Here is a 16,728-nt window from a genome sequence, read left to right on the forward strand (position 1 = left end):
ACAGATACAGAGATGTTGAACTGACAATTGAATAGCAACTGACATTTCAACGCTCAAGCAAATCTGCGAAAGGCGCAGCTTTGAATGAGGTGTGATCGGCTTTGAGATGAATGGCATCAAAAAACATGGATCACGAAGTACAGCCCCAGATTGGGCAAACCCCGCTTCCAAATCAATGCCCTGATGTCTACAAATTAAAAAAAAGGCTCCTGCATAGGAGCCTTAGAAGGAAGATTAAAATGTCAGGTTCGAGCGCTGATAGATACGACCTGAATGCAGTCCACGTCCACCAGCTTCGCCTGAGCTTCGCCACGATCGTTTAGTATAGAAACCCATGCCTTACTAGGGTCTGTAGCTACGCGGTCTGTGATGAGCTGTCCGGACGCCATGTCCTTGTCATTGGCCACGGTAATAAAGATGATGATGTCCCCAGGTGAAACCGTCTGGTATTTGCGACCCCCACTCTTGTTTACCGCCTGATCGTCAGAGTTGTGAATCGAAAGATCCGTAACGGGATCGTCAGGTTCTTCGTTGATCAAGCCTTTCGCATGCGAATGCTTTTCCGCGCTTGGCACTGATCCCCCATTCCCCTCGGACGTACGCTCAGGTTCGCCTTTGGGGTCGGTTCCCTCCCCAACAGGGGCGGGTGCGCCCTCCCCTACCGTGTTGGGTGGTGAGCTATCTCCGGCTCCGGGATTTGACGCTGCCTTAGCGACCCGATTTGCTTCGCGAACCTCCGCTCGGTCAAGCGATTCGCCATTCAACGCACGTTGCACAAATTCTTCGTATATTACTGGGTCAGCCCCGTGTAAAACACGAAGGGAATTAAGCAAATCGATATCTTTGGTGATGCCATTCTCAATTAGCTGGGCGAGAGAGTCAGGAATTGATGCGAGCGAGATATGCTGGGACACATAGGTTTCACTCATTCCTGTCCGCTTTGCGATCGCCACGTTGGTCAGCTTCTGGCCCACCGCCTCGGCTTCTTTACGCGCTTCGAGATAACCCCGGCCAATCTCATGGGGCAACAAATCCTCACGAGCAATGTTCTCGACCATCTGAGAGAGGATCTTTTCGTGCGGGATCTTGCTGTAGTCTTTGGTATCAACTATAGCCTTCAACTTTATGACTGGCTCAAGCTGGGCAGCCAAGTGACGACGTCCGCCCTTGTAAAGCTCGTGCTTCCCATTAGGCTTGCGTGGCCCGACGATAATAGGAGATTGCTGCTCTTCAGCATCAATCGTTTCGCGAAGCTCTTTGATCCGCTTGAATGTGACACGGACTTGTTTCGGTGCCTCGATCTCATCGGGATGCAACATGATGATCTTGTCCTGATCTGCGCCCGATTGGACACTACTAAGCCCTGCTTTATTTCGGAGCCCGCTCAGGTCTAGCTTCTTTGGTTTCGTCGCCATTTCAATCACCTTCTCAGTTCATTCCGAATTTGTTGATCGTTTTCTTTGCGATACCAATCCGGCCACACATTTCCTTCATCACATCAACAACCATCTTTGCCGCAGTCCGTTCTGCACCAGTCTTCCGTAGACGCCAAGCCGGCACGCGAGCGATGAGAGCCTTGTCGATCTGCTTGGTGTTAGCGAGAACAGATTTCAAGATAAGGTCGCCCGCCTGGCCCCTGATCTCGTTTAGGGCATCGATGTCACTAGCATTACCATTGACGTATCGATTACAGATCATCCCTGAAAGATGGATATCCTGGCCCACCTGCTGACTAATGGCATGCAGATTCTTGTCTAAAGCGAGTACCCCACTAACAGCGAACGCCGCCAGATCGATAGGAGCAAAGATGTAGTCTGCTACAACGCATGCAGCAATCATTTTAACCCCGTAACTTGGCGGTGTATCAATAACGACAAAATCATACGCCTCACGGATATCCGCAACGTGGTTGTAGAAGTTCTCAATACCGCCGAGTCCGTTCATTTCCACGTCAGTCAGGGAGACATCACCTGGCTCAGTGAAAACGACATCGATTCCGTCTGCGGTAGTCACCGGCCTCTCATTGAAAGGGCTGCCACTGAACAACGTTGCGGCCGATAGCGAGCCTGTCTGCACTTCATCGAAGAAGCACGACGTGAAATTGCCCTGTGGGTCGAGATCGACCACTAGGACCTTGAAACCCATATCATTTAGGAAATGAGCCAGATTAAAAGAGATCGTGGTCTTCCCTACCCCACCTTTCTGGTTGGTGATGGTGATCACCGTTCCCATAGGCTTCATATTACTAGGTTTGTTCGACATAGCTGTCAGGCTCCGTTTCAGCGACACGATCACTATAACCGCATTGCGATGTGTTTCAAGCCAAATAGCCCGCATTGCGAGAAATAAATTATTACTACTGGATACGAGTGGTAAAAGATAAAGCTTTCGCATGCGAAAGCTTCTGCTAAATCGGCTTACTAAGGCTTCGGCGAGGGTTGGGCCTACCGTGGAACCTCTTGGCGGATGATCGAAGCGTGTGATGTCGAGGTGGTCTTATTCAGCTGGTCGACCCGACGTGCAGCCTCGTCTGCTGTGTAGTAACGACCAGCCCAAATCGTATATTCCTTGCGGCCGGGGTTTTCAGTAGCCGTAGTATCTGTAACTCCGTACGCCTTCAGGTACCGCTGGAATTGATCGAAACTATCTTTATCGGAGTACTGATAGACGACATTGAATGTGGTGCGGGTGCTCGGAGCAACCACAATCGGCTTAGCCGTTCCTGCACTTGCACTGCTGGTTGTAATAATGACACTCCCTACAGTGTTCCTCTCGCTTTCTGTAGGGGTGATACCGGGCCTGGGCTCGAAGCTGTCAACTACTAAGACCCTGTCAGACCCCTTAACAGGATTAACGGTTGGAGCTGACGGCTTAGACACCCTACCCTTCTCAGCCGGCACTGTCTGCCTTGCTACTAATGATTCGGCTCTGGGCCTGTTTGGAGCTGGCGTGGTATGAGCGTAAGGTTCAGGCTTTACTCCAAACTCCCCTGCGTAGACCTTTCTGCCGGTTACCACTGGAGCAACTACTGTCGCGGCCTCAAGGACTGCGTGAGTAGAAGTTTCAGCAAGCTCGAGTCTGGCCTTGGAAGTGATCAATGCCTTCTGGTTGGCCAGCTCCGCCAATATGTCTGCTTTGGCTGCGGCCGTATCTGTTGTCTGGTTCTGCTTTGTTGATGGTTCAGGACTGATGAGTTTGGCGCTGATTTCAGCAAGCTTGGCTGCCTCCTTATACAGCACCTCCAATCTGGATGTATGTGGGCGCAATGCGGCTGTTTCACGTCGGGTTAAGTTGTCAACATCAGATTGTATTCCAATGATCTCTGCTTCTAGTGCTGAGATCTGGAGCCTCCTTTCGTTGATCTGCTTCTCATGTGCAGCCACTAGCGCACGATTGTTAGCCTTCAGCGTCTCAACCTTGGTCGTTAGCTCGTCAATTTCAGTAGCTATTCGACGCTCCGACTCTGCGTTAGCTATAGCCACCACTATCCGCTGTTCATTCAATGATCCACTGCTGGAATTGTGCCGCTCCAACTCAGCGATGCGTCTAGCTGCCGCACCCTCTAACTCGGCCAGTGCAGCATCACGATTATTCTCAATGACAGCCCCCCGGGTTTCCGCTCGAGCAGCTGCCTGTGCGGCCCTTGCTTGAGCGGCATAGGTTGCTGACTGAAAATCGCCGATACGTTTCGATTCCGCAGAGTCTGGTCTTGCATCCGATATGTCGTGCTCATAGGCTGAGGCTGTGAGGGCACTCTCCAGACCCTGTCTTTTGCGCTCAAGTTCCTCCAGTCGCTCTTCGTACTCGCTGAGCTGACGGTTGTAGATTATCTGAGACTCTGTGTATCTCTGTTGCCCAAGCGCGTCCAACATCCTGTCGTCGTACTTAGACTGAGCTTCAACCATTGCAAGCTCGGCAGGCGGGGTGCCTGCACAGCCGGCCAACATAAGAGAGACCGTCAGCAATGATGGTAGAAAAAGGATTCGCATGCGAAAGATCCGAAAATGTTTGCCCGGGAGTTTGGCCAGCCACTTAATGCGGCATCAATGTACTAATAGTGCGCTGGGCGGCCCCGTTTTGCTGAACGGTGACAACTAATCGTCAACAATAATCCCCAGGCGGTTCAGCAAACCCTCTAGCTCGTCAGAAGAGCTCATGCTGAACCCGACTCGCCACCGGCCTTCATCCGTTTGCTGGATGATGCAGGGATAGCCGGTAGTAGTTGAAATCAGCTCTGTGAGGCGTTTCACATCGACATCATTGCTTGGGATTGATGTCCTTGGGGCAGGGGCCTTGTTCTTGAGCTTGGCAACCTCAGTGGCAATGCGTTTAACCGTCCACTCATTTTTGACAGCATTGCGGGCAATCTCAACCTGTGAGTTGGCGGAGGCGAGGGCGCATAGTGGACGTGCCTGAGAAGCCGTCAGCTTCCCTGCAGCGATAAACTCCCTTACTGCGAAAGCGAGTGATAACAGTCGCAAGTAATTCGAAACATGCGCTCTGCTCTTGCCCACCTCCGAAGCGATCTCTACATGTGACAAGCCGGTGCCAGACATCTCAGCATAAGCAGATGCCTCGTCAATGGGATTCAGAGATTCGCGCTGGAGATTTTCAGCTGCGGCGATAAACCTGGACTGAGTATCGCTATAACGCCCGACCATGCAAATCAGGTCATGGAGACCTGCAATCTGGGCTGCTCGCCAACGGCGTTCACCTGCGATAATCACAAAACCTGTGCTGTCGAGAGAAGGGCGCACAATCAAGGGAATTGCGTTGCGTCCCGCCTTCCGCAAGCTATGAGCCAGCTCGTACAAGGCCTCCTTAGGGAAGCTTCTCCTGTGTTGATACAACCCCGGTTTTAGCTGATCTACGCTTAAGGTTTGGAGCGATACATCGACAGCGCCGATGTCGTGGCAGGTATAGGTTCTCATCGGCTCTTGAAGACTGTAGCCATCAGCAGCTGGAGCGAAATCCATTGGGGCCTCGATTCATGTGAAACATTGGCTGGCTGTGAAACATGATACACACTATAACAAGCTAGACAGGTGTTTCAATGCTTACCCACACCGTACAAATGAAAACTTAATTTTACTAGTGCCGGTGAAAATGACGGAAATCGGCACCCTGCTGGCCACTATTAAGGTAACGAATAGGAGTGGCTATGCCAAAAATCACTACGGTCTGTATGGTCGATGACGCCAACGGCATGCGGAAACTGGGCAGCGCGTTACTTGCCAGCATGGGTATAGACGTTGTTCTTGCAAAGGACGGCTATCAGGCGCTGCGCATGCTTCAACTGGCTCCACCAGACGCCTGCTTCATTGACATTGAAATGCCCGGCCTTGATGGATTGAAGCTCGTGAGTATTCTTCGATCCAACAAGCGATTTGAAAGGATGCCCATCGCGATGCTCTCAGGCGCCAGTTCTCCTTTTGATAGGCAGAAAGGTTTGTTGGCCGGCGCAGACATCTATCTGTCCAAGCCATTCACAAAAGATACCCTGGTCAAGGCTATAGAGCAGATGGAGGCCATCGCCAGTGACCAGTAACCAATCAGTACGAACACAGAGGTTCGTTGGCTACAGGGTTGGTGATACCTATTGCTTGAGCCCAACCATCACTCTCTCCGCTATTGCCGAGTCGCCAGAGAGTCTGGTGCAACTTCCCGGCTCAAAGGCATGGCTTATGGGTGTGGCACGTATGGGTAAAGAGCTTGTTCCCTACATTAATCTTCCACACTTCCTGAGCCTGCCGGGCAGCGAAGCAAAAGAGAAGCCCTATGGCTCGCCGGTACTGATCATGAAAGATGCCTCTGGTGCGGGAAGCATTGGGCTGAAGGTCGATGAGCTTGTGGATTTCATTCCCACCAATTTGATTTCCGACGATGGGGATTCGAATTACGCAGTACCGGTGGGGCTTGGTTCATGCCTTTGCGGAACAGTTCAAGCCAAGGGACGAACGTGGGCCCTGATAGACCTCACGAACATCCTAAACGACCCAAAACTTCAAAAAATCGACCTAAGCTGAGAGATCCGATGAGCCGCAATAACACTCTTGTACCACTCACCGCTGCTTTGCTGGTGGTCTCCGGTGCCGTCGCTGGATACACCGGCTACACTTACGTGACCGACACTAAGGCGGATACCTTCTATCTGTCCCAGCTGGGCGATCTCCGCAGCGCCGCAATGCAGACCGTTTTCATTGCAGAGAAAGCCGCGACGAATTCCGAATATATCCCAGAACTTGAAAACGCCGAGTCAATTGTGGATCAATCCATGGCGAAGCTCAGATCAGGGGATAGTTCGCTTTCTATTTCTGGTCTCCCAAGCAGCGCCATGGCCACGCTCAATAACTTTGATTCAGTATGGTCGGAAATCACACCGAGCTTAAGCGCCATAATCAGCTCAAAGGCAAGCACCGAGGCATTCACACGAAGCTCACAGGAAGCATCAAGGGAGATCGTTCACTCCCTGTCTTTGGTTGAAGCAGCTGTAGCAAGAGCGACAGCCAACCCTGCTGTTTCAGATGCACTGAAGCAGCAGTTAAACGACGCTGTGGTTAGCCTGAAACAGGGAACGGGCTCAGTGGCGTCCGGACAGATGTTAGCACTTGAGAGTCTTCAGGAGTCAGCTGTAGCCATTACACATTTCCTTGGCTCAATGACCACCATTGGCAATGCGCTACCACGGGACAACTCAATTCTAGAACCCCTGTTGCACAGCTACAGGGCGTCTCAAAATGCCCAGCGTGCGGTGGGAAGGGCGGTAGATTCATCAAGTAATGCCGTCGAAAACCTTCCGCATGCGAAAGAAATATTTGCCAAGCGAGACCGGCTCAATGCGGCTTTGTCCTCCTTGAAAGCCGGCGTTTCCATTTTGCCGCAAGCCCGGCCAATCACGCCCGCTGTGGTTGGAATAGCCGGCCTGGTGATGATAGCTCTATCTTTGATTGCGTTCTTCGTAATGCTCAGAACGGCCTCTAGTCGTGAGCGAACTGCGGAAACCAAAGGCATGAACATCGAGGTGAGCCAGAGCAACAAATCCAAAGAGCATCTGCTTCTGCTGAAAGAGCTACGCCGCGTAGAAGGTGGCGACCTAACCACGCCACTAACCGAAGACAACGAATCTACCCGCGAAACCTCAAAGGCGCTCAACAGTGTATTCGCTAGCCTCAGGAGCATATTGAACGAAGCCAACATAACAGCTGTAAGCCTCGCAGCAGCAGCAGAGCAGACCTCACATACAGCCAAGAACGTTGACCGGAATAGGGGAGAGCAATTTAAGGCCATTGAGCACATCAACGACCGTATTGCCAGCATGTTGGGCTTCATCGATATCATTGAAAAGATGACCAAGCAATCCAATACGATCTCATACGAGGTGTCGAACAAGGTCCAATCTGGTACCGACTTTGTGAACAAGGTGCACGAAGGGATTGTCGTGCTCAACCAGCACAACACAGGCATTCAGCATCAGTCTAAGCACCTGCTAGAAAGCTTCCAGTCCCTTGAGCGGATGGCGGAAGTCGTCAAGGAAGTCGCGCAGAAGTCTGACTATGTCTCATGGAATGCCTATCTGATCGTCGAAAACATCACAGACCAGAGCGTAGCTGCCCGCGTTTCAAAGAGCGCTGAAGCGATGAACGCCCTTTCTCAGGAGTCCAAAGTGGCTTTTGCTGAAATCACCACTCTGCTGAAAACCATGAACGATGCGGCTCGTGATACCCAACATGTTGTCGAAACCTCAAGAGTGGAAATCGAAAGCCTTTTGAAGCGCTCTATGGTTGCTCAGGACGCACTGACAAGCATTCAAGACATGACCGGTGAGCTCAACAAGAACGTAGAGCTGGTGTCTGAACGCACTCAGGAACTAAAGAGCCAATCTAGTGAGGTGTCATCGACGATGAAGACCATCACCCATTACGCGACAGAAAACAGCGCTGCGAGTGAGCAGACAGCAACGGCGGTCTCGAATGTAAACAAGACGGCCCAGCTTCTACTAAAGCTGATCGAGCCATACACGATCTCTAGGTGATTGATATGGCCGAGAATTGTCAGGAAGGGATTGATGACCGGTGGGCCGCGCTTGTTGCTGAACGGTTTTCAATCGAAGTCGATGAGCAACGAAATGGTGCTTTTGTTGCCAACCTGGTCAGCTATTCTCGGCGCATTGGAATGGACAGCGAGGAGCTGTTTGACCGTGCAACAACACGAAAGCTTGATGCTAGTCATTGGTCTGCGATAGTTCATCTGGCGACCAATCACGAGACCAAGTTCTTTCGGTACATGCCGATTCTTTCGCTAATCGAGACGCTGTGCTTACGCAAACGTAATCCGCAGGTCCTCTCAGTTGGCTGCTCCACTGGCGAGGAGCCCTACAGTATTGCAGCGAGGCTTCTGCGATCAGGTCACGCACTCTTCCGGGTGCACGGAACCGATGTGTCCAGATCATGTATCGAAAAAGCGCAGGCAGGAGTCTATAAGCCCCATCCAGACATGAGGACCGATATCGCCGCTAATACGGGGAATGGCACGATCCGTATTCATCAATGGGTCCGCGATGCTGTGACCTTCGAGGTGCACAACATCATGGGTGATATGCCAATTTCATTCACCAGTCCGGATGTCATCGTTACCCAGAATATGCTGATTTACTACAAAGTCGAAACCCGTCACGAAATCCTTACACGGCTCGGAATGATGCTCCCTACCAATGGCTACTTAATCACAGGCCCGGCAGAAGACGCTGCCTGGATGCCGGAAAGCCTCGAGCGAATCCCGAACCCGACAGCAACTATTTTCAGAAAGGTTTGAACGATATGGCCGAACTACAGATCGCCCACGTTTCATGGATTCGTAAGCCTATAGCTCAGTCTGTCGAACAGGCCCAGTTGGCAATGGAGACTTACGCCGCAAGAAAGCACGAGCTGAACAACCCACCGAGCGGGGCCCAGCCAGCCTGGTTAGCCAACAAAAAGCTGGCTGCAGAAGCCGCATATCAAACACTTAAAGAGCACGTTGAGCAATGCCATTGCGCAATATCGATGGTCGGCTCCAATGGAGCGGCAGCACTTACGCAGGAACTACTTGTTCTTTGCACTAATATCGAGATGCAAAGCATGTCGAGCGAGGAGGAGTCGCGCGCCCTTACGACGATTCAGAGTGGCCTGCTTGTGTTGCCTGGCTACCTCAAAATGGTTATCGATGGCTCACCCGACAACGCCGGAATTTTGTCTAAATACATCAACGATGTGCGGGAGATTCGAAACGTCCCTTTGATGGCCGGCGACAACCTTCTTCCTTCGAACCTTGCCTTCGTATTTTCAGCTCCACCTGGCCGAAGCGATGAGGTCGCCGTCGCGGAGAGACAATCTGTATTTGCAGATGCGGGTTCAGAATTCCAGAAAGGCTTTGCAGAATTCATCGGTAGCCAGAGCAAGTCTGCCCTGGAAAGAATGCGCGTCGTTCTCTCTGATCTAATGAGAGTTACAAGAGATATTGAAATAGGGTGTGCCTGGTGGGTGGGGGCTCGGCTGCTAACAGAGATGCAAACGGGCAGCGTCAAGCCGGCCAGTAATACGCTCTCCAATATCCGAATGCTTTCAGTTGCTGTACAGAAGCTCTCTAGCGGTGGAGAAACGGCTGCCCGGGAAGCGATGGGCATTGACCGCTTCAAAGCGATCCTTTACGCGCTTAGTCTTGCGGTTACTCCCGACCCTGAAACGCAAGAGCTTTTGCATAAATTCAACATCGGGCGTAACGCAGGGCAGGATGAGATACAGCAACTTCAGTCAAGACTCGAAGCTGCCCAGGCGGACAGTCTCGATGACGTTGTTGTTGAGCTTAAACCGCACCTTGAAGCTGCAATGGTGTCCCTCGGAAGGGCGTTGAGCGCCAAAAACGACAAGGGCTTCCTAACGCAAATGGAGGTGTTTACTACCTCCATGAAGATCATTGCCAACGTATTCAGCATGATCGGAGAAGATAAGCTCTCTGCCTCTACAAATGCCATGCTCTCCATTGTGGTCGACATTGACCAGCAAAGAATGCTTAGCGAGGAAATAGTTGAGAAAATAAAAACACAGGTTCTGTTTGTTGATCAGCAGCTAAGCCAGCTCGAAGCCAATGATGCAACCAAGGCCCTTATGATCGAAGGGATTAGCGCAGACGTTATCACAGCGCTTGTGCATGAAACCCAACGCGAAATCATCTCTGTGAGGAAGAAGATCGCGATCCACGTTGAAAGTGGAATCGAGACCGATTCGTTACTGGAAGGGCTTGAGAACCTTTCGAGCACGGCGACCGCCTTTGAATTCTCGGGCGGGGTGAATATCAGCAACCTGCTGAAAGGGGTCGCAAGCGCTCTGATAACACTTGTTGAGGATCGTAGACTCACAAACTCAGATCGTCTAGACCTGGCTGCAAGAGCTCTTGTAGCTGTTGAGATGTACTTTGATGCTCTAATCAATGATCTTGCACCAGATCACAGAATGTTGACTCATGCTGAAGAAGCACTGAGTAATCTCGGAGTATCAGTTGAGCACGTGCATACGTTTACGAGCCACGATCTTCTACTTAAATTTGACGAAGGTATTGACGGGGCCGATGCCAACGTCGATGACGATCCCTTTCTAGCTGAAATATTCGAACTCAGGGAGCATTTCGAGGTAATGCTTTCCAACCCCGAAATCCAAAGGTATCAAAACTACAAAAACCTATACGAGGCGTCCTCCCGGTTAGCTGCTGCCGCCCAGATCGCGGGTCTGACAAACCTTAGCGACCTTTGCAAAGGCCTATCTGCAATGGCGAAGATTGCGCCTGGACAGATCAATGATTCCCTGAACGATCCGAAGGCAGCACAGGGCCTTGCTAAGCAGGCCTGTGAGATGGTTATCCGGGGAATGGATGAGTATCTAACGAAGGGTAGTGTGTCCCTGTTTCTGAGGCCTATCACGGACGCCCTTACTGCTTCGTACGGCGATTCCCCTCTAGCCACAGCCGAGGACGCTCTAGAAGCCTCACAGGAGCACGCAGAGGTAGTGCAGACTGAGCGTGAATGCCCACCCGACGTTGACCCAGTGTTGATTGAGCTTTTTCGCCAGGAAGCTAACGAACAGTACGAAAAGCTATTCCAGTTCATTGTGTCGAAGCGCAATACCGTTTCCCAAGACGAGAGTCGAGCCGTCCATACCCTGAACGGTATATCAGGTTCAGCAGGCTGCCTGGTTCTAAAACGCGTTTATGGGGCGCTGGAGGTTAGTCTTTCCATTCTGGCCGGTGACAACACCGGCCTGTCACCCGAGAAGATGGATATGCTCGGCCAGTTACTTGAAGAAACAAGGGCTTTCCAGCTCGAGTATCCATGGCAAAGAGAAACCGACTTGGAGCATGTCTGGATAAAAGCTGCAAAGGCCTTAATGGATGGTTGCTCGGCTCAAAGCGAACCTAGAGAATTTCAAGATAACCCAGTAAGCGTGTCGAACCTTTCGTGTGCAAATGAAAGCGCATCAGATAGGAGTGAAGCGGCCGCTCCCAAAAAGCATTCGCATGCGAATGCTTTTGTTGCACAGGCTAAGGAGCCACAATCTCAGGATGAGATTGAATACAACTTAGAAATGGCATCCTTTTACTTGGATGATGCTGAAGAACTCTTGCCGGCGCTGACATCGAACGTCGACGCCTGGTACGACAAAATGCATGACAAAGATCTCAATGACGAGATCAAGCGGAACATGCATACCCTGAAAGGCGCTGCCGGTATCGCTGAAGCAAAAAGCATATCTGACCTGACTCATAACATGGAGTCGCTTTTTGAGTCGTTTGAGCTTGGTATTATTCAGCCAAACGAGGATGCCGCTGAAATCGTTCGCCTGGTTCTTGATAGCCTCCAGAACCTGACCGAAGCAGTGCGGGCTGAACGGTCCTATGAGCGTCCTGTCACGTTGATCGCGTTCCTTGATAACGCTGTCGCCGACAACAAGATTGATCTTTCAGCACTCGCTCTTGGAGCTGAACGTGAATCCCTCCCAGATGTCGTTAAGCTCCCTTCGCCAAATACTGAGCCCCAAGCAAAGAATGAAGCTTCTACAAGCGGCGCCCCATCCACTTTTGCTGCGGATTCACCAGTGACTGAGCTCCGGCAGCCCGCGCAGGAAGCCGACCGGGACACCAAACCGAAAACAAGACGCGGTAGGCGGGGAAGCCGAGGACGGAAACCCTCGTCCAGTTCGGATGTGTCCAGCGTATCTACCGAAACTAACTCCGAGGTTGAGAGGGGGGTTCTGTCAACCTCACCAGAAATCACAGCGACAGTTCCCGCATCTGAACCTGAATCAGAGATACAAGTACCCGCCGAAGCACCAAGACAATCTGCAAATAAGAACTTCATGAGTGCGCTCCTTGATGAAGAGGCTGATCAGGATGAAGAGGTAACCGGCACCTCCATCCCCTCTAGAGGTCCGTTAGCTAGCGACAAGGTTATATCGATGCTTGATCGCCTCGAAACGAAGCTATCCAGCGAGAGCGGAAATCAACGGAAAAAAGGATCGTCGGAAAAGATCAAAGTCGATCAGCGGCTGCTGGAAACTGCAGTTGTGAATGCGAGTGAGCTCAATGCCTCCCGTCACCGGCAACAGGCTCAGCATGAAGAGGCCATGCTTATGCTGACATCACTTCGCGAGAAACTATCTCTTCACCTGCTAGAACATAACCAGTTTACTAACGCGCTGCGTGGGTACATCAACCAGCCATCAACCCTGCAGCGTTCAACCGACCATTCTGATCTACAGCTAGAACGCTTCAACTACCTATCATCTATGCATGTTCAAAGCGGGATGCACATTGAGCAGATGTTCCAGGATGTCGAGGACATCTTTGAGCAGAACAGCCAGATCCAGGCCTCCTATAGCGAACAGGCGGCACTGATCCGAAGCCTGCAGCGAGATTTGCTCGATTCCCGACTCGTACCGTTCATGAATATCCGGCAGGCGCTGCAGAGCGTTGTGGATCAAACCGGCAGGGCGGTTGGTAAGCTGGTCAAGTCCGAGTTCGTGGGTGCTGACACCATCGTCGACAAAGTTCTGCTGGAAAGTATTCGTGATCCCCTAACACACATCATCAAGAACGCAATCGACCACGGGCTTGAGGGCGCTGAGGAGCGCCTCACGAATGATAAAAATCCGCATGGCACTGTAGTGGTTTCGGTCAGCCGGCGTGGCAAGAGCGTATATGTGACGGTAACAGACGACGGGAGGGGAATTGATCCTGAGGTCATCCGTAAGAAGGCTATCGACAAAAAGATAATCCGCCCGGATGCAGACCTGACCCGCCGCGAGTTATTGAATCTTATAACCGCGAATGGATTCACCACTACCGATAAGGTCACAACGATCAGCGGCCGAGGCGTAGGGATGGATATCGTCAAAGCCGCCGTCGAAAGAATCGGGGGCTTGCTTACAATCGAATCCGAGATAGAGAAGGGTACAACCTTCACTATGGAGCTACCCTTCACTATTGGCTCTAACCGCGCTGTTGTTTGCCAGGCAGGAGAACAGTGGTTTGCTATCCCAAGCTACAACATGACGCAAATTCTGGAATTCTCTGTAGCGGAGTTGGCCGAAAAGCGCCAGTCAGGTCAACGGCCGCAACTTGAGTTTGAATATGCGAGCTATGACATCGTCCACCTTTCCGAGTTGATCGCGATGCCTGAGCTGAGACTGAAAAAGCAGTCATCAGTCATGACGACGCTAATCCTCTGCTCCCAGGGTGATACCAGAATTGCTATTGAGGTCGACAAGGGCGGCTCAATGCCTGAGATCCATGTGCGCAAACTTGAAGGAATCCTCTCACGGCTCAAGGGCATTATTGGCGAGGCGTCTATTCACGATGGCTCGCCCGTCCTGGTACTGGATGTCATGGAGTTGGCAAGACACAACCTCAAGCTTACGGACTCCGGCTATCAGGTGCGTCTCAACCGCGTTCGCAATATACGTAGGGACGAGAAGCCATTAGTACTCGTGGTAGATGACTCAAGCGGCTACCGCAAGCTGCTATCCAAACACTTTGAGTCCCGAGGATTCACTGTGGAAATCGCGCGAGACGGCCAGGATGCTATCGACAAGTTCCCCATGGAACGAACGCCGGATCTGATCATGGTGGATGTCGAGATGCCCCGAATCGACGGTTTTGAACTAACCAATTTTATACGAAGCAGAGCAGAACTTGCTGCTGTACCGATCATCATGCTGACCACCAGGACCGGTCTGGCAGAAAAGGCCTATGAGGCTGGAGTGAACGTATTTATGAATAAGCCTTGCGACGGTCAGGCGTTAGATAGCGCCATTTCCCAAGTCCTTCCAAGCGTTGTTTTGGCGGGTGCCGTATGAGGCTAGGTGTGGTCAGCACCAACAGTGTGCAGAAGTCACTCATCGCAGAAGTACTTGCACCTGTCTTTGGCGCCATTGAGCAATACGATCTTTCGGATGTGAATAGTGGTCTCAGCAGCACAGGGGTGCATTTGTTAATCGTCGATTTCAGTGATGAAGCTATCATCGAGAGCGAAGACGTACTCTCGATGCTTAGTCGTGACGAACCTGTGTGCCTTCTGAACGAAGTGAATCTTTACCCCATGACTGAAGGCCAACGGTTGGCCTGGCGTAACAAAATCATTAACGAGATCCGCAAAGCACTTCCGGATTTTGCAGATGAGATTCAAACGCCTGAGGAGGTTCGTTCTAAGGAAAAGCTTCACGACATCTGGGTAATTGGGTCCAGTTCAGGCGGACCGCAGGCAATACGGGAATTCTTCGAGGTGCTGCCTTCTCTGCCCATCTCAATTGTTTTGGTGCAACACATCTCTGAAGCGGCATTCAAGACATTCGTTTGCCGGGTTATCGACTCTGCTCCTAATTGGAATGTTGTTGCTGCAGAAGATGGCCTAGAGGCTCTGCCTGGACAAATAGTCTGCGTGCCTAAAGATGTATACATTCAGGTCTCTGGCGGACGCTTCACTCTTGTTCCGCACAATTCCCAGCCAAGCTTTAATCCATCAATAAGCGCATCCATTCGATCGATCTGCAGGTCCACGCCTGGGAAAATGGGCATCATAATCCTGACAGGCATGGGCGACGACGGGGCAGCTGCAATCAAGGAAGTAAGTAAGCGCGCTATCAGTGTCATGGCGCAGGACGCGGAGACTTGCGGAGCTAAGTCCATGCCTGATTCAGCTCGTGCGACCGGGCTGGTTAACTTCACTGGCTCTCCTCAGGAACTTGCAGCCGAGTTAACAAGGCTATGCGGGGCAGGGTAGGGTGCATGTGCTAACCCGGGGTGGCGCCGCCCCTATGGCGCCTCAGCAATGTCTATCAGCATAGCAACTGCTTTCACCTGGTCTGAAATGCATTCTCCTGCCTTTCCAGACAAAATCTCCAATGCTTTAGGGGTGTGGTTCTTCATGGATTCCATAAGAAACGATTCCCTCCCTTCCTGGGAGGAGGGGAAGTCGTCAGCACAAAACGAGGTTCGACTAATTGTGGTGTTTCCCAGCTTCGAAATGACCTCTATGACTCTTGGATTCGTTTCAACTGCGAACTGCCTGAGTAAGGGACTGGTAATAATCTGAATGCTCTTTTTCATGGCCGCCGTCTTCTGTCGGTATGAGCAGATTATGTAGCGGCTGTGAGGGTGTCAGGAGCGGCAAAACTATTCGCATGCGAAAGTTAGATGCACGGCATTCTTGGGGTGCACAGTCCCACGATATCGTCATAGCGCTTGCAACACACCACGGGTACCCACCACACGAACGAATAAATGCCCGTTGGAGATACCGGACCGATCCGCATTTGAGTATCCAGCGCCAGGCTACCGGCACCGAAGCCGACTGTAGTCATCGGGGATGTTTGCTGAAGCTTGCCAACCGCAATGCTGGCATCAAAAGGAAGCATCCCGACCGCGAACCTTGATAGGTGCAAAGCTCTATACGCCGCGATACCCGCAGCGATAGCTCCGTGGTCTTCATGGGTTGCCATTTGGCGAGGATAAAGCGGTCCCCACTTGGTGCCAATACAGGCCTCGTTGCCCGGGATCTGGAACATTGAGGTGAAAGTGTTGCACTGGATCGGGCCCAGCGCTGACTTGAGTATATCGCGACAACCCGTGTTCCAAGTTGGGTCCGTTTCAGTGGTGTAGAGAAGCTTAGGAAAACAGGCGGGTAGTAAAGCCCCCGCTTGCTGTGTTGCCTGGTTCATCAATGCGTCAGAGGCTGCACCACATACCCCAGCAGAAGCGGGGTTCACAAACGCCGGAGATCTAGCGGCGTTCACCCCGCACATCTTGCAGCCCTGATATGCCATAGCCATATCTATTGCCCAGTCCGGAAGCTGCCAAATCCGTGCTGCCATTGAGGTGTAGTTTGTTTCGTCGACACCAACAGAGTTAATCCCGCCGATTGGGTTACCAATCACCGTGTCGCCCCCGCCTTTGATCACCTCGATTAGAGCCACCGGCTGATAGTGAGAGACGACGAGGTAATTAGGGCAATACCAGCAACATGGACTGAAGACCTTGTATTCCAATGTGGCTGGGTCGACTGAGAGGAGCTGTACAATATTGGTTCCAAATGCCTGGGCCTCTTTGCTGACGATGCCCATACCAGTGGAAGCAGCAACAGCTGCAGCCGTGGATAGTTTCAGGAACTTCCTGCGCGAAATACTCGTATTCATGGCCAAGCACCCT

General features: G+C 51.7%; 12 protein-coding genes. 6 read left to right on the forward strand and 6 right to left on the reverse strand.

The genetic code is table 11. The features are described from left to right. Positions 1-242: 242 nt before the first annotated feature. From QAO71_RS17720 to QAO71_RS17735, 4 genes are all read right to left on the reverse strand, one after another. Positions 243-1,415 (reverse strand): ParB/RepB/Spo0J family partition protein, encoded by a 1,173-nt coding sequence (locus QAO71_RS17720; RefSeq protein ID WP_280165755.1) that lies wholly within the window; start codon positions 1,413-1,415, stop codon positions 243-245. 13 nt (positions 1,416-1,428) lie between these two features. Beyond that, positions 1,429-2,394, reverse strand: a complete 966-nt coding sequence (locus QAO71_RS17725; RefSeq protein ID WP_280165756.1) for a ParA family protein — start codon at positions 2,392-2,394, stop codon at positions 1,429-1,431. A gap of 50 nt (positions 2,395-2,444) precedes the next feature. Beyond that, positions 2,445-3,989, reverse strand: a complete 1,545-nt coding sequence (locus tag QAO71_RS17730) for a hypothetical protein (protein ID WP_280165757.1) — start codon at positions 3,987-3,989, stop codon at positions 2,445-2,447. A 105-nt stretch (positions 3,990-4,094) separates the two neighbouring features. Further along, entirely contained in the window at positions 4,095-4,976 is an 882-nt protein-coding gene (locus QAO71_RS17735; RefSeq protein ID WP_280165758.1) for a ParB/RepB/Spo0J family partition protein, read from the reverse strand. 185 nt (positions 4,977-5,161) lie between these two features. Here QAO71_RS17735 and QAO71_RS17740 point away from each other — a divergent pair, with 185 nt between their 5' ends. From QAO71_RS17740 to QAO71_RS17765, 6 genes are read left to right on the forward strand one after another with little or no spacing between them, the layout of a single operon-like run. Then, entirely contained in the window at positions 5,162-5,548 is a 387-nt protein-coding gene (locus QAO71_RS17740) for a response regulator (RefSeq protein ID WP_280165759.1), read from the forward strand. Then, a complete protein-coding gene (locus QAO71_RS17745) occupies positions 5,538-6,026 on the forward strand; it encodes a chemotaxis protein CheW (protein WP_280165760.1) in 489 nt (162 codons plus the stop codon). The genes QAO71_RS17740 and QAO71_RS17745 overlap by 11 nt, the downstream gene beginning before the upstream one ends. 8 nt (positions 6,027-6,034) lie before the next feature. Continuing rightward, entirely contained in the window at positions 6,035-8,032 is a 1,998-nt protein-coding gene (locus QAO71_RS17750; protein WP_280165761.1) for a methyl-accepting chemotaxis protein, read from the forward strand. A gap of 5 nt (positions 8,033-8,037) precedes the next feature. After that, a complete protein-coding gene (locus QAO71_RS17755; protein ID WP_280165762.1) occupies positions 8,038-8,811 on the forward strand; it encodes a CheR family methyltransferase in 774 nt (257 codons plus the stop codon). Between the two features lie 5 nt (positions 8,812-8,816). Further along, complete coding sequence (locus tag QAO71_RS17760; protein ID WP_280165763.1) at positions 8,817-14,381, forward strand: response regulator; 5,565 nt, start codon at positions 8,817-8,819, stop codon at positions 14,379-14,381. 8 nt (positions 14,382-14,389) lie between these two features. Then, positions 14,390-15,304 (forward strand): chemotaxis protein CheB, encoded by a 915-nt coding sequence (locus QAO71_RS17765; RefSeq protein WP_280165764.1) that lies wholly within the window; start codon positions 14,390-14,392, stop codon positions 15,302-15,304. Between the two features lie 32 nt (positions 15,305-15,336). Here QAO71_RS17765 and QAO71_RS17770 read toward each other — a convergent pair whose 3' ends face one another. Both QAO71_RS17770 and QAO71_RS17775 read right to left on the reverse strand, forming a co-directional pair. Further along, entirely contained in the window at positions 15,337-15,630 is a 294-nt protein-coding gene (locus QAO71_RS17770) for a hypothetical protein (RefSeq protein WP_280165765.1), read from the reverse strand. 83 nt (positions 15,631-15,713) lie between these two features. Further along, positions 15,714-16,715 (reverse strand): twin-arginine translocation signal domain-containing protein, encoded by a 1,002-nt coding sequence (locus tag QAO71_RS17775; protein WP_280165766.1) that lies wholly within the window; start codon positions 16,713-16,715, stop codon positions 15,714-15,716. Positions 16,716-16,728 lie beyond the last annotated feature (13 nt).

Origin of the sequence: Halopseudomonas sp. SMJS2 (genome assembly GCF_029866945.1) — a bacterium.
GTDB classification, from domain to species: Bacteria; Pseudomonadota; Gammaproteobacteria; order Pseudomonadales; family Pseudomonadaceae; genus Halopseudomonas; species Halopseudomonas bauzanensis.

Bases quoted from the DNA above. Each gene is read 5' to 3' on its own strand.
- QAO71_RS17720 (WP_280165755.1), bottom strand. From the start codon at position 1,415: ATGGCGACGAAACCAAAGAAGCTAGACCTGAGCGGGCTCCGAAATAAA.
- QAO71_RS17725 (WP_280165756.1), bottom strand. From the start codon at position 2,394: ATGCGAAAGCTTTATCTTTTACCACTCGTATCCAGTAGTAATAATTTA.
- QAO71_RS17730 (WP_280165757.1), bottom strand. From the start codon at position 3,989: ATGCGAATCCTTTTTCTACCATCATTGCTGACGGTCTCTCTTATGTTG.
- QAO71_RS17735 (WP_280165758.1), bottom strand. From the start codon at position 4,976: ATGGATTTCGCTCCAGCTGCTGATGGCTACAGTCTTCAAGAGCCGATG.
- QAO71_RS17740 (WP_280165759.1), top strand. From the start codon at position 5,162: ATGCCAAAAATCACTACGGTCTGTATGGTCGATGACGCCAACGGCATG.
- QAO71_RS17750 (WP_280165761.1), top strand. From the start codon at position 6,035: ATGAGCCGCAATAACACTCTTGTACCACTCACCGCTGCTTTGCTGGTG.
- QAO71_RS17755 (WP_280165762.1), top strand. From the start codon at position 8,038: ATGGCCGAGAATTGTCAGGAAGGGATTGATGACCGGTGGGCCGCGCTT.
- QAO71_RS17760 (WP_280165763.1), top strand. From the start codon at position 8,817: ATGGCCGAACTACAGATCGCCCACGTTTCATGGATTCGTAAGCCTATA.
- QAO71_RS17770 (WP_280165765.1), bottom strand. From the start codon at position 15,630: ATGAAAAAGAGCATTCAGATTATTACCAGTCCCTTACTCAGGCAGTTC.
- QAO71_RS17775 (WP_280165766.1), bottom strand. From the start codon at position 16,715: ATGAATACGAGTATTTCGCGCAGGAAGTTCCTGAAACTATCCACGGCT.